Source organism: Streptomyces sp. 11x1 (genome assembly GCF_032598905.1).
Classification (GTDB): Bacteria; Actinomycetota; Actinomycetes; order Streptomycetales; family Streptomycetaceae; genus Streptomyces.
The window spans coordinates 7,727,775-7,752,050 of sequence record NZ_CP122458.1; the positions used below are offsets into that span (position 1 = coordinate 7,727,775).

A 24,276-nucleotide genomic window follows, 5' to 3' on the forward strand; every position below is an offset into this window, starting at 1 on the left:
ACGGCCCACCGCCGGGTGTCCGGGTGCGCCATGAAGGGTTGACGCAATGACGCCGAACGTCGCCTCCATGTCCTCAGTGCCGAGCCGGAGAAGCCTCCTCGCCTCCACGGCGGTCGCCGCCCCAGCCGTGGCTGGTGGGATGCCGCTGCTCACCGCTTGCGGTGGGTCGGACGGCAACGGCTCGGCGGCCGGCCGCACCGGCAAGGTCGATCTCGCGGCCCTCGCCACATCGGTGCCGGACAAGCTCGGCACCGGCGCCCCCTTCAAGATCATGTCCCCGTTCCGGGGTGCCCCGCCGAAGCCCGGAAACCCCTACTGCACGGTGCTGGACGCCGCGGCGGGCACCAAGGTCACCTGGCAGAACCAGGACGGCAACACCTACGGCGAGAAACTCGGCGCCGTCCCTCCTTGGTTACTCAGCTGGGCCAAGGACGTCACCGGCGCCAAGGCGAAGGTGTACGCCTGCGGTGACATGAGCTGGAGTTCGCAGGCCATCTCAGCCGTCCGCCCGGCCGGGACGCTCGGCTGGAACATCGGGGGCGACGGCAGGCTGACCTACCGCATCGAGGAGCCCGCGTTCCCCAAGGCCCTGGCGTGCGTCGGCAAGCTGTTCGACGCCGGGGTGGTCCATCCCGACAACAAGGCGCGTTCCGGCGACGTAAGCCGGCGGTTCACCGCCGGAGAGGTCCTGGTCTTCAACAGCGACATGTCCGCCTGGTACACCAAGACCGCAGAACAGGCCCAGTCCAACCCGGAGTTCCAGATCGATGCCATGGATCACTTCGGTGCCGACGGCGGCGATCCGACCGCTGTGGGCGGCCCGGCCCGCCGACCTCTGGTCGCTGATCCACAAGGGCGCCTCCAAGGAGACGATCGAGAACGCGCTGGCCGCCGCCGACTTCGCGGCAGCGCCCCACGGCACCAAGGAGCGGATGCTCGTCCACTACGGCGTCGAGGGCACCCACTACACGGTCAAGGACGGCGGCCCGGTCAAGAACGACCGGGGCAACTCCGAGGTGATCAACGCCTGGTCGTCGCCGGCGGCGCCGGCTCCCTACGTCGCCCACCCGGACTTCCCGGACGTGGCCCGCAAGCAGGTCGAGTGGCAGTAGCGGATGGGTGCCTTCATGAAGAAGACGTCCACGTACGGCATGACCATCGTCGAGCCCAGCCGCTACGCCAATCTCCGGAGCCAGTTCGAGCAGCTGGAGCTCGAATACGTGCGGGGCCACAAGAAGCTGTCCGACGTGCAGGCCGCCATCTCCACCTGGAAGTCCTCCGGCAGCGACAAGCTGCGCGACTGGTACGAGGAGCTCCTCGACAAGAACGGCAGTGGCGACTGATGTCTCTCACGGCCGGGAGCAGGCCCGACGGGACACGTCCCCCCGCCGCCGTCGAGGAACGGAGAGCCGCGGTCGCCGCCGCGGCGGCGAAGGACCGGGTGCCGCGCAGGACGAGCAAGGCCGGCAAGGCGGGCAAGGTGCCCTGGCGGATCCGGCTGCGCCGCGACCGCACGCTCATCCTGATGACCCTGCCCGTCACCGTCCTGCTCCTGATCTTCAACTAGAACGCCGAGGCCCCGAGGGGGCCTCCAGCAGGCGGTCCATACCGGCGAACTCTCCGCGCCGGGCCTGCAGACGGCCGTCCTGGTCCTCGCCCTGATCCCCGTCGCGGTCGCCTCCCCGTTCGTCCAGCGGCACTTCGAGAAGGGCATGCTCACCGGGGCGATCAAGGGGTGACGCCCTTGCCCCGGCCCGCGCCGTAGAGCCGTCGGTCGCCTGTCCGTGGCTTCGTTGTGGCTGTTCGCGCCCACGCGGCGCAGCCGCACAGAGATACCGCCCCGCGCCCTGAGGGCGTCACCTTCCCCTTTGTCCTGCACAAGAAAGAGGTATGTCATGCGCACGTTCCATCTGGGAAGAAGAGCTGTGCTCGCCGGGACCGCTGCCACCGCCGCGATCGCCACCCTGCCGGTCCTCCAGGGACGTGCGCATGCCGACGGTAACGACGCCGAGACTGCCGCCCCCACCTACCGCTGGCGCAACGCCGTCCAGGGCGGCACCGGATTCGTCACCGGCATCCTCTTCCACCCGTCCTGCCGCGGTCTCGCCTACGCCCGCACGGACATCGGCGGCGCCTACCGCTGGGACGACCGTACCGACCGCTGGATCCCGCTGACCGATCACCTCGGCTGGGACGACTGGAACCTGCTCGGCGTCGAGGCGATGGCCGTCGACCCGGCCCACCCGAACCGGCTGTACCTGACCCTCGGCGCGTACACCCAGACCTGGGCCGGTAACGGGGCCGTGCTGCGGTCCGAGGACCGCGGTGCCACCTGGAAGCGCACCGACCTGACCGTGAGACTGGGCGGCAACGAGGACGGGCGGGGTGCGGGGGAGCGGTTGCTCGTCGATCCGCGGGACAGTGACACCTTGTGGCTGGGTACCCGGCATGACGGGCTGCTCAAGTCGACCGACCGGGGCGCCAGTTGGCAGGCCGTGGGCTTCCCGGCGGCCCCCAGCGCCACCGGCCAGGGCGTCACGCTCCTCGTCGCCGGGGGGCGCACCGTCTACGCAGGCTGGGGCGACTCCGACGGCACCGCCGGCCGGCCCAACCTGTACCGCACCTCCGACGGCACGACCTGGGAGGCCGTCCCCGGGCAGCCCACCGGCACCGCGGCCAAGGTGCCGATCCGCGCCGCCTACGACAGGCACACGCGTGAGCTGTATGTGACGTACGCCGACGCGCCTGGGCCCAACGGCCAGTCGGACGGCAGCGTGCACAAACTGCGTACCGTCAACGGCAAGTGGACCGAGGTCACCCCGGTGAAGCCGGGCGGCACCGCGACGGACGGGTCGACCGACTCCTTCGGCTACGGCGGAGTCGCAGTCGACGCCCGCCGCCCCGGCACGCTCGTCGTCTCCACGAACAACCGGTGGGCCGAGATCGACACCGTCTTCCGATCCACGAACGGCGGCCGCACCTGGACGTCCCTGAAGGACAGGGCCGTCTTCGACGTCTCCGAGACCCCCTACCTCAAGTGGGGCGGGGACAAGGTCAAGTTCGGCTGGTGGATCCAGGCCCTCGCCCTCGACCCGTACGACTCCAAGCATGTCGTCCACGGCACCGGCGCGACCATCTACGGCACCCGCGACCTCAAGAACTGGGCCCCGCAGATCCGCGGCCTGGAGGAGGCGTCCATCCGCCAGCTGGTCTCGCCGCCGACCGGTGAGGCGCACCTGCTCAGCGGGTCCGGGGACATCGGTGTGATGTACCACGAGCGGCTCACGGCGTCGCCGTCGCGCGGCATGGCGTCGAACCCGGTGTTCGGCACCTCCACCGGCCTGTCGCTGGCCGCGGCCAAGCCGTCGTATGTGGTCCGGGCGGGCTGGGGCAACGACGGCAACGGCGCCTGCTCGAACGACGGCGGCAAGACCTGGGCACCCTTCGAGGCGCAGCCCGCCGTCGCCAAGGACGCGCCGGGGCCGATCGCCACCAACGCCGACGGCAGCGTGCTGCTGTGGTCCTTCGGCACGGCGAACCCCGGATACCGCTCTGCCGACAACGGCGCCACCTGGTCCGAGGTCGCCTCCTTCCCGAAGAGCGCCGCCCCGATCGCGGACCCCGTCGACCCGACCCGCTTCTACGCCTTCGACACCACGACCGGCACGGTGTTCGCCAGCACCGACAGCGGCCGGACCTTCACCGCGCGGGCCACCGGCCTGAGCACGGGCGACAGCGAGTTCCAGCTGACGGCTGCTCCGGGCCGCACCGGCGACCTGTGGCTCAGCCTCAAGGCGAACGGGCTGTACCGCTCGACCGACGCAGGCGTGACCTTCGCCAAGGTCAGCAGCTGCCACGCCGCACACACCCTGGGCTTCGGCAAGGCCGCCAGGGGCGCTTCCTACCCGGCGATCTACATGGTCGGCGCCGTCGAGAGCTTCAACGCCATCTACCGCTCCGACGACGAGGCCAAGACCTGGACGCGGATCAACGACGACCAGCACCAGTGGGGCTGGACCGGAGCCGCCATCACCGGTGACCCGCGCGTGTACGGCCGGGTCTACGTCTCCACCAATGGACGCGGAGTGCAGTACGGGGAGCCCGCCTGATACCCGACCTGGGCGAAGCGCGAACCTCACCCAGGCGCACGGGAGTTCGGCTGGCTGGGCAGGCCCAAGGAGCTGATGCAGGCAGGCGGCATCGGCGTGGTCCTCGCCACCCCACCTCAAACGCCCCGCCCTGGATGGGCCGGCTGCACGTGTTCGGAGAGCCGGAAGCCGAGAGAGGCGTCGTCACGCATCACGCCCTGGTACGGACGGGCGGCGATCAGCCCCGCTGATTGAGCAATCACTCGCAGAACAGAGGAAACCGCATGAGAAAGTCTTGGATTCTACCCCTGATCACGCTTGTCGCCACCGCGCTCGGGGGCACAGCGGCAGGTGTGACCCCTGCCTCCGCCGCCTCCGACACGCCTCTGCGGGTCATGCCGTTGGGCGACTCGATCACCTGGGGTGTGGGAAGCAGCACGGGCAACGGCTACCGGAGTCCGCTGTGGAACCAGCTTGCGGCGGACGGACATCCGCTGGACTTCGTCGGCACGGTACGGAACGGCTCGATGTCCGATCCCGACAACGAAGGCCACTCCGGATACCGGATCGACCAGATCGCCGCACTCGCCGACGCCTCACTGACCCGCTACCGGCCCAACGTCGTGACGCTGCACATCGGCACCAACGACCTCCAAGGGGCCTCCGAGGTCGACAGCGCCATCGCCCGGCTGAGGTCGCTGGTCAACCGGATCACCGCCGACGTCCCCGACGCAACCGTCCTCGTCGCCTCCCTGGTCGTGTCCACCAGCAGCTCGGAGGAGCAGTGGCGGGGCACGTACAACCAGGCCATCCGCCACATCGTCAGCGAGGCACAGGGGGCGGGCAAACACGTCGCATTCGTCGACATGAGCAGTCTGACCACGGCCGACCTGGCCGACCCCCTGCATCCCAACGACTCGGGCTACCAGAAGATGGCCGACGCCTTCCACCGCGGCGTTCAGGCCGCGGACAGCGCCGGGTGGCTGAAGAACCCCGCCCCCGCGCCCTCCCGTGTGCAGTCCGGCATCGCCGGCAAGTGCATGGACGTCAACGGCGCCAACACCGCCGACGGGACCGCCGTTCAGACGTGGAGCTGCGGGGACAGTGCCAACCAGTACTGGTCCGCCTACACCGACGGCACCCTGCGCTCCCTGGGCAAGTGCCTCGACGCCGCCGGCGGGGCCACCGCCAACGGCACCAAGGTGCAGCTCTGGGCCTGCCACGGCGGCGCCAACCAGGTCTGGCAGCCACACAACGGCGGCTACCGCAACCCCGCCTCCGGCCGCTGCCTCGACGTTCCGGGCTCCTCCACGACCAACGGCACACAGCTCGTGCTGTGGGACTGCAACGGCGGCTCCAACCAGAAGTGGACCACCCTGACCGCCGGATGAACCCCGCCCCCGAGGATCTGGGCCTGTCCTGGCTCAGATCCCGGGAGGACACCGGTGCCGGGTCCCGCTGGGGACGGCACCGGCTGCGGTCGGCTCACACATGGCAGGACAGCGAGGCCAAGCATCGTACGACTGTGCGCAGAGTCGATCTCGGCGCTCTTGGACCATCGTGTTGCTGCGGGCGCGCGCGAGCGGGTCGTCAGGGTCTGTCCGGTGCGACGAAGTTCTCCTGGAAGCGGAAGCCGTCCGGGAGAGCGAGGGAGACGCGCCGAAAGGGCACCCTCGCGCAGCGGAAGACCAGCCCGTCGCGCTCCTCCTCGGCGAACCAGGCGCATGTCGGCACCGGCCGTCACGGTCGTGGGAGCAGGCGCACGCCTCGGGAAAGTGAGGTCGAGCACCTGTGTGCAGCGCCGGTCGGCAGGGGGCCCTGCCGCATGGTGAGGCGTCGGTGAGGGCGTGGAGGCGCTGCTGGGAGAACGAGAGGTACAGGGTTCGACCGTAGTCGCCCGTCGCACCGGTGGGGCCGCCGCTGGGGCCGAGCGCGGACGGTGCGTCGAACTTGGCGCCGATGGCCGGGACGGCGTCGAGGAACGACAGGTCTCCCTTCGGGAAGTGAGGCGCGGTATGGCGGGGGTCGGGGCCGAACCGGGGGGTGAAGAGGCGAAGGAGGCGGCAGCTGTTTGAGCGCACCGCGCGGCTCCCCGCGTGAATAGTCCTGACTCTTCTGCAGCCTCACATTTCCACGGGCCACGTTCACCGGGTGGCACCAGAAACGGCAAACCGGCACGGGGTCCGGGTCCACCCCAGCGCATCGTCGGTGGATATCCGGGCCGTGGCAGGGGAGACCAGGTAGGGCTTCTGCTGCCGCCGCGACCGACAGCACGACTGCCAGTACCGCCAGGTACCCTCAGGCACAACGTCAACGCGGCCCGACGGGCTTCCGCTCCACCCCGGTGGAGTCTCGAAGGACATGCCCCCACCCGCACGAGTCATTTCGTGCTGCCTGGGGGAAGTCCTTGCTGTTCCGCGCGTCCGCGAAAACGGTCGCCGTCATGGCACTCGACGGTTCGCTGTTCCTGCACCTCACCGAGCAGTTCGTGCACCTGCACGGCTATCGGCCAGGCACCTCGGAGGTGCGTTCCTGGGAGCGCAGCATCCCCGTGCTGGCCGCCGCGCTCAACGACGCCGGCCTGGGCGATGTCGAGGTCATGCTGGAGTACGCGCTCCCGCTGAACAGCAAGCGCGCCGACGTCGTCCTCGCGGGAGTGCACCCGGTCACGGGCGAGCCGTCGTACGTCGTGGTGGAGCTGAAACAGTGGAGCCAGGTCCTGCCCCACGAGGACGATCCCACCCTGTGTCACGTGGAGCGTTACAGCCACCCGGTCCTCAACCCCGTCGAGCAGGTGCGGCGCTACTGCGACTACCTGGTCAACTTCAACGGAGCGGTGGCCGAACACGGACATCGGATCAGCGGAGTGGCGTTCCTGCACAACGCCACGGAGTTCGACGTGGCCGGTCTGCGGGACATCGAGTGCGACGGCCGCGGGCTGCTCTTCACGGGGCAACGCCGTGGTGAATTCCTCGACCACCTTCGTTCGAGGCTGAGCGACGAGCGTTCGGGCGCACGGGCCGCGGACGAACTGCTCTCGGGTGCCACGGTGCCGTCGAAGCAGCTGATGGCCGTGGCCGCCGAGGAAGTACGCGAGCGTCAGCAGTTCGTGCTTCTCGACGAGCAGCAGGTCGCCTACCGCATGGTGCTCAACGCGGTGGAGAGGGCGAAGCGAGCCGACCGCAAGGAAGTCGTCATCGTCACCGGCGGCCCCGGTACCGGGAAGAGCGTGATCGCGCTCCAACTGCTCGGCGAGCTCTACCGGAGGGGCGTGGCCGCGGTCCACGCGACCGGCTCGCAGTCGTTCACCAAGACCATGCGCAAGGTGGCCGGCTCCCGGAAACGTGAGGTCCAGGATCTCTTCAAGTACTTCAACAGCTTCATGACCACGGAGAAGAACAGCCTGGATGCTCTGATCTGTGACGAGGCGCACCGCATCCGGGAGACGTCCGCCAACCGCTACACCCGCGCGGCACTGCGGACCGGCCGGGCACAGATCGACGAACTCATCGACGTCGCACGCGTACCGGTCTTCTTCCTCGACGAACATCAAGTGGTGCGGCCCGGTGAGATGGGTACCGTGGACGACATCCGTGCGGCCGCGGCCAGACGGGACATCGTCTGCCGTGTCGTGCCCCTGGACAGCCAGTTCCGCTGCGGGGGCAGTGACGCCTACCTGCGCTGGGTGGTGCGGCTCCTCGGCCTCGAGCCCGGCGGGCCGGTCGTGTGGGAGCCCGACGACCGTATGCAACTGCTGCTCGCGGAGAGCCCCGAGGAGTTGGAGGCGTTCCTCGACGCCCGCCGCGCCGAGAAGTACGGTGCCCGGATGTCCGCCGGCTACTGCTGGCGGTGGTCCCCCGAGCCCAAGCCCGGCGATCCCCTGCCTCTCGACGTCGTCATCGGGGGCTGGGCCCGGCCATGGAACCTGCGCGGCGACCGGTCGGTCTCCGGTGCGCCGCCGTCCGCGCTGTGGGCCACCGACCCCGCGGGCTTCGGACAGATCGGCTGCGTCTACACGGCCCAGGGCTTCGAGTACGACTGGTCCGGCGTCATCATCGGCCCGGACCTCGTCTGGCGGGGTGACCGTTGGATCACCGACCGCACCGCGTCCAAGGACCCGGTGTTCAAGAAGTCCACATCGGACGCCGACGTGGACCGTCTCATCCGGAACACGTACAAGGTCCTGCTGACGCGGGGCATGGTCGGCACGATCGTCTACTCGACCGACCCGGAGACCCGGGACAAGCTCCGGGAACTGGTGTCCGGCCGATCGGAGTCACGACCTGCGGCGTTCGAGGAGCCCCTTCAGCGTCGGTGAGCACGTTGTATCCGGCCATGAAGGCTGTGCTTCCAGCCGACCGACGTGTCATATGCGCCGGGGGAGACGATCACTTCTCTAAGATCCCAGGCGTCATTGCGGCCCGACGGGCTTCCCACGTGGACATGCCCCCATCCGCACGAGTCACTCGTGCCCTGGGGGATCCACCTCGTGTCCATGCTCCTGCTGAAACTGGCGGCGCGGGATCTGCTGAACCTGAACTCGAGGCGCCGTATGGTGCCCCACCTCGCCGCGAGGTGGAAGCACTTCCTCAACACCGACGCCTCGTTGACTGAACGTTCCGCCTGGGCGGAGAGCCTGGTGCATCTCGCCGAGGACCTGGTCGCCGCCGACCGTGGGAACGTCGAGATGGTCGTCGAATGCGCGGCCACGCTCGACGAGACCGACCGGGCCGGGGACCCGCGGCTCATCGACGTCGTCCTCGTGGGCCACCATCCCGAGGAGAACGGCCTGTCCGTCCAACTCGTCGAACTGAAGCGCTGGTCGACGGTCACCCGGGTGGAGCGGGCGACCGCGGAGCTGGTGCATGTGCCCGGTATGGGGAGGAAGAAGCATCCGGCGCTGCAACTGCGCGAGTACTACGAGGCGTTCACGAGCGCCAGAGGACCGCTGCACGGGCTGGACTACGAGTGCGGCGGCTTCGCCTATCTGCACAACGCCACCGACGCCGCAGTGCTCCCCCTGGTCGGCGTGGACGCGCCGACCGGTTCCTACGCCCGTGTCTACACCAGCGACCGCCGCCCCCAACTGCTGTCGGATCTGCGGAGCAGCTTCGCCGCCGACGGTGCCGACTCGGCGGCCGAGATCCTGTTACGGAGCATGGGCCTGCGCAACACCCCGTTGCTCGACGCCATGATCCGCTCCAGCGGCGAGGACACGGTCTTCACCCTGCGTGGCCGACAGAAGAAGGTCGCCGACCAGATACTCGGCACCGCCGCCAAGGTGCTACCCGATCCCCGGCGGCCCGCCCTCGTCCCCGACGAGCGTCGCGTGGTGTTCCTCGTCACCGGTGGTGCCGGTACGGGCAAGAGCGCCATCGGTCTCCAACTCAAGGCCGAACTGGAGGCGGACGGCCATACGGTCAAGTACGCGAGCGGTAGCAGGGCCTTCAACGGCGCCCTCCAGGAGCACGTCGGCTTCGGCGACCGGGAGTTCAAGGAGGCGTTCACCTACTTCAGCAACTTCGTCACCCCGCCCGACCCGCCGTTGGACGTGCTGATCTGCGACGAGGCACACCGTCTGCGCGACCGCTCCACCAACCGCTTCTGGAAACCCGAGGACTGGGGCACCAAGCCCCAGGTGGACGAACTCCTCGACGCCTCCCGGTTGACCGTGTTCTTCCTCGACGAGGGGCAGTCCGTGCGCCCGCAGGAGGTCGGCACCGTCGCTCTCGTGGAGGACGCGGCACGGCGTTACGGCGCCGTCCTGCGTCGTAGCAGCCTGCGGGAACAGTTCCGGTGCGGCGGCAGCGACGCCTACATCCGCTGGGTGCGCGGCGCGCTGGGGGTGTCCGGCGCGGAGCCGGAGCCGTGGACCCCGGACGGCCTGATGCACGTCGAGGTCGTCGACACCCCGGAGGAACTCGAACGGATCATCCGTTCCGAGGCAGCGGCGGGAGCGTCCGCGCGCATGGTCGCCGGATACTGCTGGCCCTGGACGAAACCCCTGGGCAAGGAGAAGCGGCTCGAACCCGACGTCCGGATCGGCGACTGGCACCGGCCGTGGAACGCGGACAGTGAGTCCTTCTGCGAGAACAAGACCGTCCCCCCGTCCAAGATCTGGTCCGTGCACGAGAACGGCCTCGGCCAGATCGGTTGTGTGTACACCGCGCAGGGCCTGGAGTGGGACTGGTGCGGCGTGATCATGGGCGAGGACATGGTCCGCCGGGGCGATCGCTGGGTGTTCCGCCGGGGCAAGGAGACGGCGGACAAGGAAGCGGGCGTCAAGCGAGTGGACGTTCCCGGGTCGTTCGATCCCAAGGTGAAGCCGAAGAGCGTGGACGACGACGAGTTCGCCCGCCTCGTCCGGCACGCCTACCACGTGCTGATGACCCGGGCGAGCCGGGCGACCGTGCTCTACTCCACTGACGAGGAAACCCGGGACTACCTGAAGGGGCTGGTCGGCGACGTCCAGATCCACGGTCTGCGCCCCACCTGGGAGAATCTGCCGGAGCAGGCGCGACAGCCGCATCTGCCACGTCCCGCTCGAGGAAGCCGCCGCCGTAGGCGGCGTCGGAAGAAGGACACTCCGCCCGGAGAGCTGCGTCTTTTCTGAAACGGCGGCCCGACAGGTGGAGTGGCGGGCTCCCGGGCCCGCCACCTGCCGGTCAGAAGACCAGGCGCGCTACCACGAGAAGGGCCGTCACCAGCAGATTGGTGATGACTCCCACCGTGACGTCGACCAGAATCTGACGAATCCGGTCACGACGTGCAAGGTTGTACTCAACGGGGTTCATCGGGTTCCACTCCAGAGCGTGAGCTGGGAATGGCAGGGATCGCCCTACCGGGCATCCGCAGTCACACCGCGTGAGGCACGCGATGGAGACCACTCGTCGCTCATCGCCGAGGATCGGCACCTGGAACACCGCCGACGTACCCTCCGGGAAGGTGCGCAGCGGGTAACCACGTTAGTGCACGCGCCAGTTGAAGCAGATCGATTTCGGACGCTCCTGCGTCCGGTCCGGACACCGGACGCGATGGCGCCGGACGCGATGGCGTCGGACGGGCGGACAGCGTAGATCGCGATGGCCTCGGCTGTGCGGATTCTGCGCATGTCCACCCGAGGGGATGGGTGAGGCTCCAGAATGCGGGTGGTCCGCACGCCGCAAGTCGCCGAATTCGGGTGATAAAGGCGGAAGGTCCCGTACTCCCGTCCTTCACCGTCTCTTTTCGCGGCACGGCTGGCCACTAGGATTTGGACCCTGGGTCTGACTATGGGGAACGGCGGCCCTTGCAGGACACGACGAGCGGGGAACAGGCATGCGGGAAGGCCGGTGGGTCACGGTCACCGAGTCCGAGTTCGATCACGAACGCCGCGGCCTGGAGGCGATCCGGGAGAAGCTCCCGGACTCCGACCCCTGGCGTGCCTGGTCGAACTTCACCTTCACCGCGAACACCGGCCACGTCCGCGAGGTCGACCTGCTCGTCGTGGCCCCCGGCGGCGTCTGCATGATCGAGCTGAAGGACTGGCACGGCTCGGTCACCTCCGAGAACGGCACCTGGGTGCAGACCACGCCCGGCGGCCGCCGCCGTACGCACGGCAACCCGCTGCACCTGGTCAACCGCAAGGCCAAGGAACTGGCCGGCCTGCTCGCGCTGCCCGGCCACAAGCGGGTCTGGGTCGCCGAGGCCGTCTGCTTCACCGACAACGGCCTGCGCGTACGGCTGCCCGCCCACGACCAGAACGGCGTCTACACCGTCCACCAGCTGGTCGAGATGCTCAAGGCACCCCCGCGTGACGAGCGGCGCCGCGTCACGGCGATCGGCTCGCGCGAGATCGAGGCGGCCCTCAAGAGCATCGGCATCCGCAAGAGCGACGCGCAGTACAAGGTCGGCCCGTACGAGCTGCAGCGGAAGTCCTTCGACTCCGGGCCCACCTGGGCGGACTACCTCGCCCGCCACAGCGACCTGCCCGAGGCCGCCCGCGTCCGCATCTACCTCAGCGAGCGCGGCTCCGACGCCTCCCTGCGCCAGTCCGTCGAGAACGCCGCCCGCCGCGAGGCCGCGGTGCTGGGCCGCTTCAAGCACCCGGGCGCCGTCCAGCTCAAGCAGTACTTCCCCTCCGGGCATGCGGCCGGCCCCGCGCTGATCTTCGACTACCACCCGGACACGTTGAAGCTGGACGAGTACCTGGTCCAGTACGGCGAGAAGCTGGACATCCTCGGCCGGATGGCGCTGGTCCGCCAGCTCGCCGAGACGATGCGCTCCGCGCACGCCAGCCGCATCCACCACCGGGCGCTCGCCGCCCGCTCCGTGCACGTCGTCCCCCGCCCGCGCGGCCGCAAGGGCCGGGCCGTCGGCGAGGAGGCCGCCTGGCTGACTCCGGAGCTGCAGATCTCCGACTGGCAGATCGCCACCCAGCGCAGCGGTGACTCCTCGCAGGGCCAGGGCATGACCCGCTTCGCGCCGACCGCCCTGTCCGCGATGCACCTGGCCGACGACGCCGACGCCTACCTCGCCCCCGAGCTGACCGCCCTCAACCCCGACCCGGTCCACCTCGACGTGTACGGGCTCGGCGTCCTCACCTACCTCCTGGTCACCGGCAAGGCCCCGGCCGCCGGCCAGGCCGAGCTGCTGGCCCGCCTGGAGGCGGGGGAGGGCCTGCGCCCCAGCTCCCTCGTGGACGGACTGTCGGAGGACGTGGACGAGCTGGTCCAGGCCGCCACCGCCTACCGCCCCGGCCAGCGCCTGTCCAGCGTGGACGAGTTCCTGGAGCTGCTGGAGGTCGTCGAGGACTCCCTCACCGCCCCCGCCTCGGCGGCCACCGCCACGGAGGCGCCCGGCGAGGAGGACGGGACCCCCGCCGACAAGGACCCGCTGGAGGCCGTAGCCGGTGACGTGCTGGCCGGCCGGTGGGCGATCCGCCGCCGCCTCGGCACCGGCTCCACCAGCCGCGCCTTCCTCGTCCGCGACCTCCAGGCCGAGGCCCGCAAGACCCGCCCGCTGGCCGTGCTCAAGGTCGCCCTCTCCGACAACCGGGGCGAGATCCTCGCCCGCGAGGCCGAGGCCATGGGCCGCCTGCGCCCCCACTCCGGCATCATCCGCCTCGTCGAACCCGAGCCGCTGCACATCGGCGGCCGTACGGTCCTGGCACTGGAGTACGTCGGCGACGAACGCGACGACACCGGGCAGGGCGGCGAGGCCGGGTCCCGCCCGCGCCGCCGCGAGGAGACCGTCGCCCGCCAGCTCCGCGAGAACGGCCGCCTCCAGGTCGACCAGCTGGAGGCGTACGGCGACTACCTCTTCGGCGCCGTCGACTTCCTGGAGGGCGAGGGCGTCTGGCACCGCGACATCAAGCCCGACAACATCGCCATCCGCATCCGCCCCAACCGCACCCGCGAACTCGTCCTCATCGACTTCTCCCTCGCCGGCTACCCGGCGAAGAGCACCGACGCGGGCACCGACGGCTACCTCGACCCCTTCGTCGACGTCATCACCCGCGGCTCGTACGACTCGCACGCCGAGCGGTACGCCGTCGCCGTCACCCTGCACCAGATGGCCTCCGGCGAGCTGCCCAAGTGGGGCGACGGCAGCGTCCTGCCCCGCATGACCGAGGCGAAGGACTGGCCGTACCCGACCATCGCGGCCGAAGCCTTCGACCCGGCCGTACGGGACGGCCTCGTCGCCTTCTTCCAGAAGGCCCTGCACCGCGACGCGGCCCAGCGGTACCCCGAGCTGAAGCCGATGCGGGACGCCTGGCGCAAGGTCTTCCTCGACGCCTCGCAGACGGTCCCGTCCAGCCACCGCGCCCGCGCGTCGGCCCCGGCGCCCACGACCACCGGGGAGGGCCTGCCCGCACAGGGCGCCGCCGCGGCGGGGATCGCGGACGCCGAACCCGAGAGCGCCGAGCAGCAGCGCGACCGGCTCGCCGCCGAGGTCACCCGGGACACCCCGCTGACCGTCTCCGGCCTCACGCTCGCCGCCCAGTCGTTCCTGTACGGCCTGGGCATCACGACCGTCGGCGAACTCCTCGACTACAGCCGCCGCAAGCTCGTCAACGCCCCCGGCCTGGGCGCCAAGACCCGCAACGAGGTCCAGCAGCGGCAGCGCGAGTGGGGCGAGCGGCTGCGCGAGATCCCCGTCTCGCCGCTCACGCCGAAGGGCCGCGCGGAGGCCAAGGAGGAGCTGGAGCAGCTCACGGCCGCCGAGTCGGCCCTGGTCGGCCACCTCGCGACGGGCGAGTCGGCGGGTGCGCTGCCCGCCCGCACACTGCGCTCGGTCAGCCTCGACACCCTCGCCACCGTCTTCGTACCCGCCGTCAACAACAACGGCTCCAACCGCAACAAGGCGGAGATGGTACGGCTGTTGCTGCGCCTGCCCGACGAGCACGGCGTCCTGCCGGACATCGGCGTCTGGCCGAAGCAGAAGGACGTCGCGGAGGCTCTCGGGCTGAGCCAGGGCCGTATCCCGCAGATACTCAAGGACGAGCGCAAGCGCTGGAAGGCGGAGCCCGCCGTCCAGGCGCTGCGCGAGGAGATCATCGACCTGCTGGTGAGCATGGGGCGGGTCGCCTCGGCGGTGGAGATCGCGGACGCCCTGGCGGTCCGGCGCGGCACGCATCTCGCGGGGCGTGAGCAGCGGCGCGCGATGGCGCTGGCGGCCGTACGGGCCGTGGTCGAGGTGGAGCAACTGGTCCCGCAGGAGGCCGAGTTCCAGCACCAGCCGAACCGCAAGGCGACGGACGAGTCCCTGGGCGCCGGCCTGCTCGCCCTCGACGTACGGGAGGACGACGGCCCGGACACTCCGACCGCACCGGGCCTGCTGGAGTACGCGACCCGTCTCGGCCGTACGGCGGACCGGCTGACCAAGCTGGACACCCTGCCGACGGCGGCGACGGTCCTGGCCGAGCTGGGCGCGCTGACGGTGCCGCCGGGCGCGGTGAACTGGGACGAGCGGCGCATGGTCGAGCTGGCGGCAGCGGCCTCCGTGAACGCCGCGGCCACTCCGCGTCTGGAGATCTACCCGCGCGACCTGCCGCTGGTCCGGGCGCTGCGGCTCACGCAGGCGGGGCTCGTCCGCTGGATTCCGGGCGTACCGGAGGGGCGGCAACCCGGCCTGACGGGCGAGGACGTGCACGAGCGGGTGCGCGCCCGCTTCCCCGAGCTGGTCGTGGTCGACGGCCGGAGCGGCGCCTCCCACGAACTGCCGACCGGCGGCCCGCTCACCAAGGCCCTGCGCGACGCGGGCTTCGAACTGTCGCTGAACACACGCGAGGACACGGGCACGCTGCGCTACCTGCCGACGCGGGTGGACGACGCGTCCAGCTACCTCACGACGGGCGCGTGGCGCCAGTCGACGCGTGCGGGCGCGGTGACGCGGTACGCCGACGACCCGCAGCTCGCGGGCGCGGTACGCGCGGAGGAACGGCTGCTCGCGTCGGCCCGCCGGGACGGGTACCGGGTGCTGACCGTACGGCAGCAGTTGGTACGGGACGCGGTACGGGAGCTGGGCGCGGAGCGGCTGGGCGCGGGCGCGGTGTCGGTGACGGAGTTGTTCCTGGAGGCGCTACACGCGCAGGTCACGCCGGGTACGAAGCCGACCTGGGAGACCCTGCTCAAGGCGGACGCCGCCGAGCCGGGGTCGAAGGGTGCCGTGAAGTTCGCGGAGTACGTGCGGACGGCGTGGGGCGCGGTGGAGCCCCGGGTGGCGGAGCTGCTGGGCGACGGGGGTGGGGGCGGGGCCGGTTCTGTTGGCCCTGCCGGTCCTGTGCTGCTGACGGAGGCCGGGGTGTTCGCGCGGTACGACGCGATGGGCGTCCTGGACCGGCTGGCGTCGGCGGCCCGGCGGGGCGGGCGGGGGCTGTGGCTCCTGGTCCCGCAGGCCGACCCGTCGCGTGAGCCCCGGCTCGGGCAGGTGGCCGTGCCGTATCAGGCCGGCCTGGGGGAGTGGATTCAGCTTCCGGACACGTGGGTGGGCAACGCTCATCGGGGGTCCGGCGAGGGCGTGGCAAGTGCGGGTGCAAGTGCCAGTGGTGTCGAGGGAGACGTCAAGTGATCGACCGCAAGGCTCTGTTGAACGACCTGAAGCAGCAGGTCAAGGCGGTCGAGACCGACCTCGGGCGACAGGTGAAGGCGCTGGGGGAGGTCGGTGCGCGGCTGAGGGCCGAGTACGACCAGGCGCGCAAGCTGGGGCGTACGGCGGCGACGTGGACCTCGTGGCTGGACGAGCGGGTCACGCAGGTCGCGGTGGCGTGGGTGCTGGGGACGGTCTTCGTACGGTTCTGCGAGGACAACCGGCTGATCCCGGAGCCGTACCTGACGGGGCCGGACGGTGACCGGCGGGAGCTGGCGGAGTCTCGGTACGACGCGTACGTGGAGTCGGACGAGGATCCGACGTACCGGGGGTGGCTGGAGAAGGCGTTCGAGGAACTGGGGCAGGGGCAGGCGGGACGGCTGCTTTTCGACAAGCGGCACAACCCGCTGTACCAGGTTCCGCTGTCGCATGACGGTGCGCGGGAGCTGGTCGAGTTCTGGCGGGGGAGGGACGAGGCGGGCGTCCTCGTTCACGACTTCACCGACCCGCTGAACGAGGACGGTACGGAGGGGTGGGACACGCGGTTCCTGGGCGACCTGTACCAGGACCTGAGCGAGGCCGCGCGGAAGACGTACGCGCTGCTCCAGACGCCGGAGTTCGTGGAGGAGTTCATCCTCGACCGGACGATGAACCCTGCGGTTCGGGAGTTCGGGTACGAGGAACTGAAGATGATCGACCCTACGTGCGGGTCGGGGCACTTTGTGCTGGGGGCGTTTCGGCGCCTGGTGCGGCTTTGGGGGGAGGGGCAGCCGGGGCGTGATGTGCATGAGCGGGTGCGGGCTGCGCTGGACTCTGTGCATGGGGTGGACATCAACCCGTTTGCGGTGGCTATTGCGCGGTTCCGGTTGCTGGTTGCGGCTATGGCGGCTAGTGGGGTGCGGACGCTGGGGGAGGCGGCGAAGTACGAGTGGCCGGTACATCTGGCGGTGGGGGACTCGCTTATCAAGGCTCGGCAACTGGGGCTGTTCGACGGACTGGAGGGGCAGGAGACGGACGAGCTGGCTAGGTTCGCGTACGCCACGGAGGACGTGCATGAGCATTCCGGGATTCTGCAGCAAGGTCGGTACCACGTGGTCGTGGGAAATCCGCCCTACATCACCGTGAAGGACAAGCAGCTTAATGCGTTGTACAAGGATCTGTACGACGCGTGTGCCATGCAGTATGCGCTGTCGGTGCCGTTTGCTCAGCGGTTCTATGAGTTGGCGAAGAGGGGGCAGGCCGACGGTAATGGGTACGGATTGGTCGGACAGATCACCGCGAATTCATTCATGAAGCGGGAGTTCGGCACCAAGCTCATCGAGAACTACTTCGCCCACGAAGTCGAGCTCACCGAGGTCATTGATACCTCTGGCGCCTACATCCCCGGGCACGGCACGCCCACGGTCATTCTGGTTGGCAAGCGCCGTGCCGGGAGTGGCCGGTCAACGACGATTCGTACGGTCCGCAGCGTGCAAGGGGAGCCGTCTGCGCCGGAGAACGCCGAAGAGGGATTGGTTTGGCAGGCGATCGTTGAACAGATCGACAAGCCAGGATCAGTAAGCCAGTGGGTATCCGTGGACGACCTTGATCGAATGCGGTACTTCGCGCGCCAGCCGTGGATCTTGACTGACGGCGGTCTGGAGTTGAACGCTCAAATTGAGAGTGCGCAGGTGGCTAAACTCTCTTCCGAAGCAGAGAGTGTTGGGTTCTGTGCCGTAACCCGAGAAGATGACGCCTACATGATCGGGGCGACTGCCGCACGGCGGTTGGGCGTCCCGTCCAGGTCTATCCGATCGTTCTATGGGGGTGCATCCGTCAGGGAGTGGGGTGTACAAGAGGGCACTGGCACTTTGTTCCCCTATGACGACGCCACACAGACCGCGCAAATTGATGATGCGACTGAGCGGCTTCTCTGGTGCAATCGTGTGCTTCTTCGGCGGCGCAGGGCCCTCTCTGGAACTCAAGAGGAGCAGGGGCTGACATGGTTCGAGTTTTCCAGTTTCAACCGCAGACGTTACTGGTCCCCCTTTCTGATCGCCTTTTCGTTTGTTGCCACACACAATCAGTTCACTCTGCGTCGTGACCGAAGCGGCTTCATTCGAACTGCCCCGGTGATCAAGTTGCGGGAGGGGGTGAGTGAAGAGGGGTACCAGCGATTGCTCGGGCTGCTCAATAGCTCCACCGCCGGATTCTGGCTGAGGCAGGTCAGTCACGACAAGGGGCGCCCTGGTGCGGACGTGGCAGGCGCCGATGAGCCGTGGGAGCACCGATTCGAGTTCACGGCAACCAAGCTGGAGGAGTTTCCTATTCCCGTTGAGGCGCCCTCAGAACCTGGGGCTGCCCTGGATGGCCTTTCTTCGGCGCTGGCTGCGACTAGCCCCTCCGTGATTGTGTCAGGGGGTGTACCCAGTGCGGCTTCATTGAGGGAAGGTCGGGAGAAGTGGGAGACTATCCGCGGCCGTATGGTTGCCGCCCAAGAAGAACTCGACTGGCAGGTCTACGCTCTCTACGGTCTCCTCGACCAGGAGATCACTGCGCCCGTTGAGAATATTCCTGTACTTGCCCCTGCTGAACGAGCTTTCGCTATCGTACTGGCCCGCAAGGTGGAACGCGGTGAGGTCAACACGTCGTGGTTTGCACATCACAACCACAATTTTGTGCCCGTCACCGAGATCCCCGCTCACTGGCCCGCCCCCTACCGCGAGATCGTCCAGAAGCGCATCGACGTCATTGAGTCGAACCGTGCCATCGGTATGGTCGAGCGACCCGAGTACAAGCGCCGCTGGGCCACTGAAGGTTGGGACGCGCTCCAGGAGAAGGCCCTCCGCTCCTGGCTGCTCGACCGTATGGAGAACCGCGACCACTGGTTCGACGAGAACGGTCAGCCAACCATCCTCACCCTGGCCCGCCTCACCGACGCACTCTCCCGTGACGAGGACTTCGTCTCCGTCGCAAAGCTCTACGCGCCACGCAAGGAACTAGCGAAGGTCGTCGCCGAGCTGATCAGCGACGAGCACGTGCCGTTCCTCTCCGCCCTGCGTTACAAGCCCTCCGGGCTGAAGAAGCGCACCGACTGGGAAGAGGTGTGGGACCTCCAGCGCAAGGAGGACGCCGCTCCCGACGAGCCCGCCAAGCGGAAGATCCGGGACTCCATCCCCGTACCGCCGAAGTACACCTCGGCCGACTTCCTCCGCTCCTCCTACTGGAGGGCGCGCGGCAAGCTCGACGTGCCCAAGGAGCGGTTCATCTCCTACGGGCAGGCCAACGCCGCCACCCCCGAGCTGTATGGGTGGGCCGGCTGGGACCACCGCGAGCAGGCGCAGGCCCTCGCCACCTACTTCACCAACACCGCACTGTCCACCGAGGAGATCACGCCCTTCCTCGCCGGCTTGCTGGAACTCCAGCCGTGGCTGTCCCAATGGCACAACGAGTTCGACATGCTCTACAGCGGCTCCCCGGCCGACTTCTTCGCTGGCTACCGCCAGCAGAAGCAGGGCGAGCACGGCCTCACCGACGACGACCTCCGTGCCTGGCGTCCTCCGGCCGCGACCCGAGGTCGTCGCGCAGCAGCGAAGCCGTAGCCAGGAGTAGTTCGACGTCCGTCGGTTCAGGGGCCACCCGGTGCGTGCGCGGGTGGCCCTCTTGCTGCACGCGCAGCTCCGCCCACACGGTTTTTCCCGGGGCGGCATGGCGAGGGGTGACGCCCCAGTCGTCCGAAAGGGCGGCGACGAGGAGCAGGCCCCGGCCCGACTCGGACAGCGAGTCGGTCACCGGAGCGCTGGACGGAGGCTGCTTCTCGGCGCGGGTGTCGGTCACCTCGACCCGGACGATGCCCTCGCCCAGGACGAGGTGAAGGTGGAAGTCCCGGCCGGGGACATGGCCGTGGCGTACGGCGTTGGCGGAGAGTTCCGCCGTGATGAGGGTGAGTGTTTCGTTGACGTGGGTGGTGTAGGGGTGGCCCCAGTCGTCCAGGCGGTGTGAGACGAGTCGGCGGGCGAGGCGGGCACCGCGCGGTGTTGAGGTGAAGCGCATGGTGAACTCGCGTTCGGGTGCGAGGTGCCGTGGCATATGCCCGTTCGGGGGAGTTGCTGACTTCATGGGGTAGACGGTCGCGGACTCTGCGTAGCTTTGACCAGGAGTGATGCGCTGACGGGTACGGGCTGTACACGCGGGCGGTGCGCTTGTACGTGGTGGTGGGCGTGACCGGTTCCCGGGCCCCGAGTTGGCCGACCGGGCGGTGGTACGAGAGGAGCTGCGGCGTGGACGACGAGGTTCAGCAGCCGGAGTACGAGGTCGGAACGGGCATGCTGTGCGTGTTCGGGAGGCAGTTGAAGCTGTTCCGGGAGCGGGCGGGAATGGACCGCGCGGCGCTCGGCTCGCTGACCGGGTACTCGGCCTCGACAATCGCGTCGTTCGAGCAGGCGAGACGTATCCCGCCGCCGAAGTTCATCGACCGGGTTGATGAAGTGCTGGATGCGGGTGGGGTGTTGAGCGCCAGCAAGGAGGAGGTGGCTCGGGCTCAGTACCCGGCGTTCTTCCGGGACGCCGCCAAGTTGGAGGCCGAGGCGGTGGAGCTCTACGTGTACGAGACCCACGTGGTCAACGGCCTGTTGCAGACAGAGGAGTACACGCGGGCTCTGCTGGGGATGCGGCGTCCACTGCTGGACGAGGCGACCATCGAGCAGCGCGTTGCTGCGCGGCTCATACGACAGGGGATCTTCGACAGGTGGCCCGCTCCGTTGCTGAGCTTCGTCATGGAGGAGGCGGTTGTGCGGCGGCCGCTCGGCGGTGAGCAGGTGTGGCGCGGACAGCTTGAGCAGCTCCTCTTGCTCGGCCAGAAGCGGAACGTCGAGCTTCAGGTAATGCCGCTCGACCGTGAGGACCATGCTGGTGTGGATGGCGCGTTCACCTTGCTGATGCCAAGGCAGGGCCAGCAGGTCGGCTACATGGAGGCTCAAGGTCGGAGCACGCTGGTCACCGAGCGAGATGCGGTCCATGCACTGTCCGCACGCTATGGGATTATCCGAGCGCAGGCCCTCACCCCGAGTGAGTCCCTGGCCTTCATCGAGAAGCTGTTGGGAGAGAGATGAACGCTGAAACAAAGCGCGGTCCCGCGCGTGCGCTTGTCTGGGTCAAGAGCAGCTACAGCGGCGCTGAGGGCGGCCAGTGTGTCGAAGTAGCCGCCTCCCTCGCCAGCGTCCACGTCCGCGACTCAAAGGACACAACCCGCCCCGCCCTCGCCGTGGCCCCCACGACGTGGACCGCGTTCGTAGAGTTCGCGGCGCTCTGACAGGGGCCGGACCGCCGACGGGCGCGACAGGCCCGCCTCAGCGTTGTGGCCGTACGGGTAGGCCAGCTTCACCCGTGGCGTGATCGACGGGGGACTCCGCGCGCACTCCCGTCACGCGTAGGCGCCCCCGCTCCAACCCTGGAGCGGGGGCGCATACGCGGTGCGAGCCCGTCAGCCCTCGCCGTTCGGGTCCGTGGCGGGGGCCAGGTAGTGCTGTACGCGGAGGATCAGTACGACATCGTCGCGGTAGTCCTCCTGGTACCAGACCATGACGGGTCCTTCGGCGTGCGTCTTGACGCCGGAGGCGGATTCCTGGATGTCGAAAGGGTGGCCGATGCGGCGGACGCCGACAGCTTCGGCGATGCGGCGGGCGAAGTCTTCGACGTCTCGCCTGTAGGCCTCGGGGAGGTCGCCGACGACGTGTTCGGCGTCGGGGTTGTACTCCCAGGTCCAGTCACTCACGCGGCGTCGGCCTCCGCGTCGGCGAGGATGCGGCCGAGTTCGGCGGAGGCGGCGCGGCGGGCGTCCTTGTCGTCGCTGGTGGCGACGATGTGTTCGCATGCGTGGAAGCGGGCGGCTCGTTCGGGCCACCGCTGGACAGCGACCCATGCCCACCAGTGATCGACGAAGTGGCGGCCGGGCAGGAGGCTGAACTCGTCGCGTGCCTGGTTCATGGCTTCGGCCCAGTGCGCGTCGAACTTGGGCAGGGCCTCGGGACTGAGACGGGCGACGGCGACCCGGAGGGCGGCGGGGCTTTTGTCCGGCATGGGGATGAGCGGCCCCGCCGGTGTGTCGGTGAGCGTGGTCATGAGGGGTGTTCCTTTGCGGCGACGGCGTCCGTCAGGCGGCTGCGGGGGTGGGTGTGGTCTGCTTGAGTCCGTCACGCTGGGCAGTGGTGACCATGCGGGCGTACGGGTGGATCTCACCTCGGGCGTAGGCGCTCAGAAGGATCTCGCAGAGCGCGGACATCGAACGGACTTTGTCCCTTGAGCGGCGCTTGTCGGCTTCGTTCCATATGATGTCGCTTGCGAAGACGGTCCGGCCGCGGCGGGGTCCGGCCTCCGGGCCGGTGGTGGTGTGGGGCAGGGGGAGGGTTCCGGAGGCGTAGTCGGTGAGGGCTCGGCTCATGACCCAGATGAGAGGCAGCCCCTCGCTCTTGGCGCGTTCGCCGGCCCCTTCCCATACGGCCTTCCCGACGTTGGGGGCGCGTTCGGTCTCTCCTGTCGCCGGCATGCTGGGCTCCGGTTCTCGTGACGGCGCGTTCTACCAATCGAAACGGTACTACGGATCGGGGCGCCCTCCCGTATGCGGAAACGGCCGGGGCGTTCCGTTCTCGGTGCGCCGTATCCAGACGTGGGTAGTGCCGTGCGTAGTCGCGTAACGAGCCGGCCTCCCGCTCCGGCCGCAGGGCAGGCAGCCACGCTCGTACTGTGCGGGCTGAGCGTCCCGTTGGTCGGGGTGGTGTAGGGGTGGCCCCAGTCGTCCAGGCGGTGTGAGACGAGTCGGCGGGCGAGACGGGCGCCGCGTGGCGTTGAGGTGAAGCGCATGGTGAACTCGCGTTCGGGTGCGAGGCGTCGTGGCATATGCCCGTTCGGGGGAGTTGCTGACTTCATGGGGTAGACGGTCGCGGACTCTGCGTAGCTTGACCAGGGGCGATGCGCTGACGGGTACGGGCTGTACACGCGGGCGGTGCGCTTGTACGTGGTGGTGGGCGTGACCGGTTCCCGGGCCCCGAGTTGGCCGACCGGGCGGTGGTACGAGAGGAGCTGCGGCGTGGACGACGAGGTTCAGCAGCCGGAGTACGAGGTCGGAACGGGCATGCTGTGCGTGTTCGGGAGGCAGTTGAAGCTGTTCCGGGAGCGGGCGGGAATGGACCGCGCGGCGCTCGGCTCGCTGACCGGGTACTCGGCCTCGACAATCGCGTCGTTCGAGCAGGCGAGACGTATCCCGCCGCCGAAGTTCATCGACCGCGCTGATGAAGTGCTGGCGGCTGATGGCGTGTTGAGTGCGAGCAAGGAGGAGGTGGCTCGGGCTCAGTACCCGGCGTTCTTCCGGGACGCGGCCAAGTTGGAGTCCGAAGCGGTTGAGCTTCATGTGTACGACACTCAGTTGGTCAATGGTCTCTTGCAGACCGAGGAGTACGCGCGAGCGGTGTTTGCCATGTGGCAGCCACTTCTGGACGAGGCGCTGATCGAGCAGAGGGTGGCCGCGCGACTGGCTCGGCAGGAGATCTTCTCTCGACGTCCGGCGCCCCATCTGAGTTTTGTGATCGAGGAGGCTGTACTGCTCCGGCCGCTCGGCGGGGTGGCTGTCTGGCGAGGCCAGTTGGAGCACCTCAGGCTGACTGCGGAGAAGCGCACCATCGTGATCCAGGTGATGCCGCTGTCCCGTCAGGAACATGCGGGACTCGCTGGCCCGTTCACCTTGATGGAGACCAAGGATGGGCGCAGGATGGCGTACACGGAGGTACAAAGCGACAGCCGTGTCCACACGGAACGTCTGAAGGTGCGAGAACTTGAGCGTTCGTACGGGATCCTTCGCGCGCAGGCCCACACTCCGACAGAATCGCTGGCGTTGATCGAGAAGTTGCTGGGAGAGAGATGAGCGGGGACAAGGCCGGGCCGGACGCTGATGGCCTGAAATGGTTCAAAAGCAGCTACAGTGCCGGTGACGGCGGCCAGTGTGTTGAGGTTGCGGCCGGGATGGGCACCGTCCACGTCCGCGACTCAAAGGACACAACCCGCACCGCACTTGCCGTAGACCCCACGGCGTGGACCGCGTTCGTAGAGTTCGCAGCACTCTGACAGGCGCAGGGCCCCTGGGCAGGCG

17 protein-coding genes and 4 pseudogenes are annotated in these 24,276 nt (G+C 68.9%); 14 read left to right on the forward strand and 7 right to left on the reverse strand.

The window, feature by feature from the left end; genetic code table 11:
* Positions 1–46 precede the first annotated feature (46 nt).
* The 6 genes and pseudogenes from P8T65_RS33930 (at position 47) to P8T65_RS33955 (ending at position 5,479) form a co-directional block, all read left to right on the forward strand.
* Positions 47–1,343 (forward strand): annotated as a pseudogene (locus P8T65_RS33930) (hypothetical protein).
* Positions 1,343–1,564: pseudogene (locus P8T65_RS33935) on the forward strand (sugar ABC transporter permease); the annotation flags it as partial. The pseudogenes P8T65_RS33930 and P8T65_RS33935, both read left to right, overlap by 1 nt.
* 22 nt (positions 1,565–1,586) lie before the next feature.
* Positions 1,587–1,739, forward strand: a pseudogene (locus P8T65_RS33940) (carbohydrate ABC transporter permease); the annotation flags it as partial.
* A 156-nt stretch (positions 1,740–1,895) separates the two neighbouring features.
* Positions 1,896–4,109: a 1,4-beta-glucanase gene (locus P8T65_RS33945; RefSeq protein WP_316729007.1), complete on the forward strand. Its 2,214-nt coding sequence runs from the start codon at positions 1,896–1,898 to the stop codon at positions 4,107–4,109.
* A 54-nt stretch (positions 4,110–4,163) separates the two neighbouring features.
* Positions 4,164–4,343 (forward strand): hypothetical protein, encoded by a 180-nt coding sequence (locus P8T65_RS33950; protein ID WP_316731814.1) that lies wholly within the window; start codon positions 4,164–4,166, stop codon positions 4,341–4,343.
* A gap of 29 nt (positions 4,344–4,372) precedes the next feature.
* Positions 4,373–5,479, forward strand: coding sequence for a ricin-type beta-trefoil lectin domain protein (locus P8T65_RS33955; protein WP_316729008.1), 1,107 nt, complete (start codon positions 4,373–4,375; stop codon positions 5,477–5,479).
* A 199-nt stretch (positions 5,480–5,678) separates the two neighbouring features.
* Here the strand turns inward: P8T65_RS33955 and P8T65_RS33960 are convergent, their stop codons facing one another.
* Positions 5,679–5,822, reverse strand: a complete 144-nt coding sequence (locus P8T65_RS33960; RefSeq protein ID WP_316729009.1) for a hypothetical protein — start codon at positions 5,820–5,822, stop codon at positions 5,679–5,681.
* Positions 5,823–6,495: 673 nt separating this feature from the next.
* Between P8T65_RS33960 and P8T65_RS33965 the strand changes: the two genes are divergently transcribed.
* A complete protein-coding gene (locus tag P8T65_RS33965; RefSeq protein ID WP_316729010.1) occupies positions 6,496–8,406 on the forward strand; it encodes a DUF2075 domain-containing protein in 1,911 nt (636 codons plus the stop codon).
* A gap of 177 nt (positions 8,407–8,583) precedes the next feature.
* Complete coding sequence (locus P8T65_RS33970; protein WP_316731815.1) at positions 8,584–10,701, forward strand: DUF2075 domain-containing protein; 2,118 nt, start codon at positions 8,584–8,586, stop codon at positions 10,699–10,701.
* A 52-nt stretch (positions 10,702–10,753) separates the two neighbouring features.
* Here the strand turns inward: P8T65_RS33970 and P8T65_RS33975 are convergent, their stop codons facing one another.
* Entirely contained in the window at positions 10,754–10,882 is a 129-nt protein-coding gene (locus tag P8T65_RS33975) for a DUF6408 family protein (RefSeq protein ID WP_230212034.1), read from the reverse strand.
* A gap of 523 nt (positions 10,883–11,405) precedes the next feature.
* Here P8T65_RS33975 and pglW point away from each other — a divergent pair.
* A complete protein-coding gene (pglW, locus tag P8T65_RS33980; protein WP_316729011.1) occupies positions 11,406–16,139 on the forward strand; it encodes a BREX system serine/threonine kinase PglW in 4,734 nt (1,577 codons plus the stop codon).
* A complete protein-coding gene (pglX, locus tag P8T65_RS33985; protein ID WP_316729012.1) occupies positions 16,136–19,738 on the forward strand; it encodes a BREX-2 system adenine-specific DNA-methyltransferase PglX in 3,603 nt (1,200 codons plus the stop codon). Before pglW ends, pglX begins: the two co-directional genes overlap by 4 nt.
* Here pglX and P8T65_RS33990 read toward each other — a convergent pair.
* The gene (locus tag P8T65_RS33990) at positions 19,665–20,255 is read right to left on the reverse strand and encodes an ATP-binding protein (protein ID WP_316729013.1); all 591 of its coding nucleotides are present in this window, start codon (positions 20,253–20,255) and stop codon (positions 19,665–19,667) included. The genes pglX and P8T65_RS33990 overlap by 74 nt on opposite strands.
* A gap of 161 nt (positions 20,256–20,416) precedes the next feature.
* On the opposite strand from P8T65_RS33990, the gene P8T65_RS33995 reads away from it, so the two are divergent.
* Positions 20,417–21,247, forward strand: a complete 831-nt coding sequence (locus P8T65_RS33995; protein ID WP_316729014.1) for a helix-turn-helix transcriptional regulator — start codon at positions 20,417–20,419, stop codon at positions 21,245–21,247.
* Positions 21,244–21,447 (forward strand): DUF397 domain-containing protein, encoded by a 204-nt coding sequence (locus P8T65_RS34000; protein ID WP_316729015.1) that lies wholly within the window; start codon positions 21,244–21,246, stop codon positions 21,445–21,447. The genes P8T65_RS33995 and P8T65_RS34000 overlap by 4 nt, the downstream gene beginning before the upstream one ends.
* A 171-nt stretch (positions 21,448–21,618) precedes the next feature.
* Here P8T65_RS34000 and P8T65_RS34005 read toward each other — a convergent pair whose 3' ends face one another.
* The 4 genes and pseudogenes from P8T65_RS34005 to P8T65_RS47450 all read right to left on the reverse strand — a co-directional run.
* Positions 21,619–21,909 (reverse strand): hypothetical protein, encoded by a 291-nt coding sequence (locus P8T65_RS34005; protein WP_316729016.1) that lies wholly within the window; start codon positions 21,907–21,909, stop codon positions 21,619–21,621.
* Positions 21,906–22,256 (reverse strand): DUF6247 family protein, encoded by a 351-nt coding sequence (locus P8T65_RS34010; RefSeq protein ID WP_316729017.1) that lies wholly within the window; start codon positions 22,254–22,256, stop codon positions 21,906–21,908. The genes P8T65_RS34005 and P8T65_RS34010 overlap by 4 nt, the downstream gene beginning before the upstream one ends.
* Positions 22,257–22,287: 31 nt before the next feature.
* Positions 22,288–22,680, reverse strand: a complete 393-nt coding sequence (locus tag P8T65_RS34015) for a hypothetical protein (protein ID WP_316731973.1) — start codon at positions 22,678–22,680, stop codon at positions 22,288–22,290.
* Positions 22,681–22,883: 203 nt separating this feature from the next.
* Positions 22,884–22,994, reverse strand: a pseudogene (locus tag P8T65_RS47450) (ATP-binding protein); the annotation flags it as partial.
* 226 nt (positions 22,995–23,220) lie between these two features.
* On the opposite strand from P8T65_RS47450, the gene P8T65_RS34025 reads away from it, so the two are divergent.
* Together P8T65_RS34025 and P8T65_RS34030 are read left to right on the forward strand one after the other, a co-directional pair.
* Positions 23,221–24,051 carry a helix-turn-helix transcriptional regulator gene (locus tag P8T65_RS34025; protein WP_316729018.1) on the forward strand — a complete coding sequence of 277 codons (831 nt, stop codon included), beginning with the start codon at positions 23,221–23,223 and terminating at the stop codon, positions 24,049–24,051.
* Positions 24,048–24,251: a DUF397 domain-containing protein gene (locus P8T65_RS34030; RefSeq protein ID WP_316729019.1), complete on the forward strand. Its 204-nt coding sequence runs from the start codon at positions 24,048–24,050 to the stop codon at positions 24,249–24,251. Before P8T65_RS34025 ends, P8T65_RS34030 begins: the two co-directional genes overlap by 4 nt.
* The last annotated feature ends 25 nt before the right edge of the window (positions 24,252–24,276 follow it).

Excerpts from the sequence above, each read along its gene's own strand:
- P8T65_RS33945 (WP_316729007.1), top strand. The coding sequence starts at position 1,896 with ATGCGCACGTTCCATCTGGGAAGAAGAGCTGTGCTCGCCGGGACCGCT.
- P8T65_RS33955 (WP_316729008.1), top strand. The coding sequence starts at position 4,373 with ATGAGAAAGTCTTGGATTCTACCCCTGATCACGCTTGTCGCCACCGCG.
- P8T65_RS33970 (WP_316731815.1), top strand. The coding sequence starts at position 8,584 with ATGCTCCTGCTGAAACTGGCGGCGCGGGATCTGCTGAACCTGAACTCG.
- P8T65_RS33975 (WP_230212034.1), bottom strand. The coding sequence starts at position 10,882 with ATGAACCCCGTTGAGTACAACCTTGCACGTCGTGACCGGATTCGTCAG.
- pglW (WP_316729011.1), top strand. The coding sequence starts at position 11,406 with ATGCGGGAAGGCCGGTGGGTCACGGTCACCGAGTCCGAGTTCGATCAC.
- P8T65_RS33990 (WP_316729013.1), bottom strand. The coding sequence starts at position 20,255 with ATGAAGTCAGCAACTCCCCCGAACGGGCATATGCCACGGCACCTCGCA.
- P8T65_RS34000 (WP_316729015.1), top strand. The coding sequence starts at position 21,244 with ATGAACGCTGAAACAAAGCGCGGTCCCGCGCGTGCGCTTGTCTGGGTC.
- P8T65_RS34010 (WP_316729017.1), bottom strand. The coding sequence starts at position 22,256 with ATGACCACGCTCACCGACACACCGGCGGGGCCGCTCATCCCCATGCCG.
- P8T65_RS34015 (WP_316731973.1), bottom strand. The coding sequence starts at position 22,680 with ATGCCGGCGACAGGAGAGACCGAACGCGCCCCCAACGTCGGGAAGGCC.
- P8T65_RS34030 (WP_316729019.1), top strand. The coding sequence starts at position 24,048 with ATGAGCGGGGACAAGGCCGGGCCGGACGCTGATGGCCTGAAATGGTTC.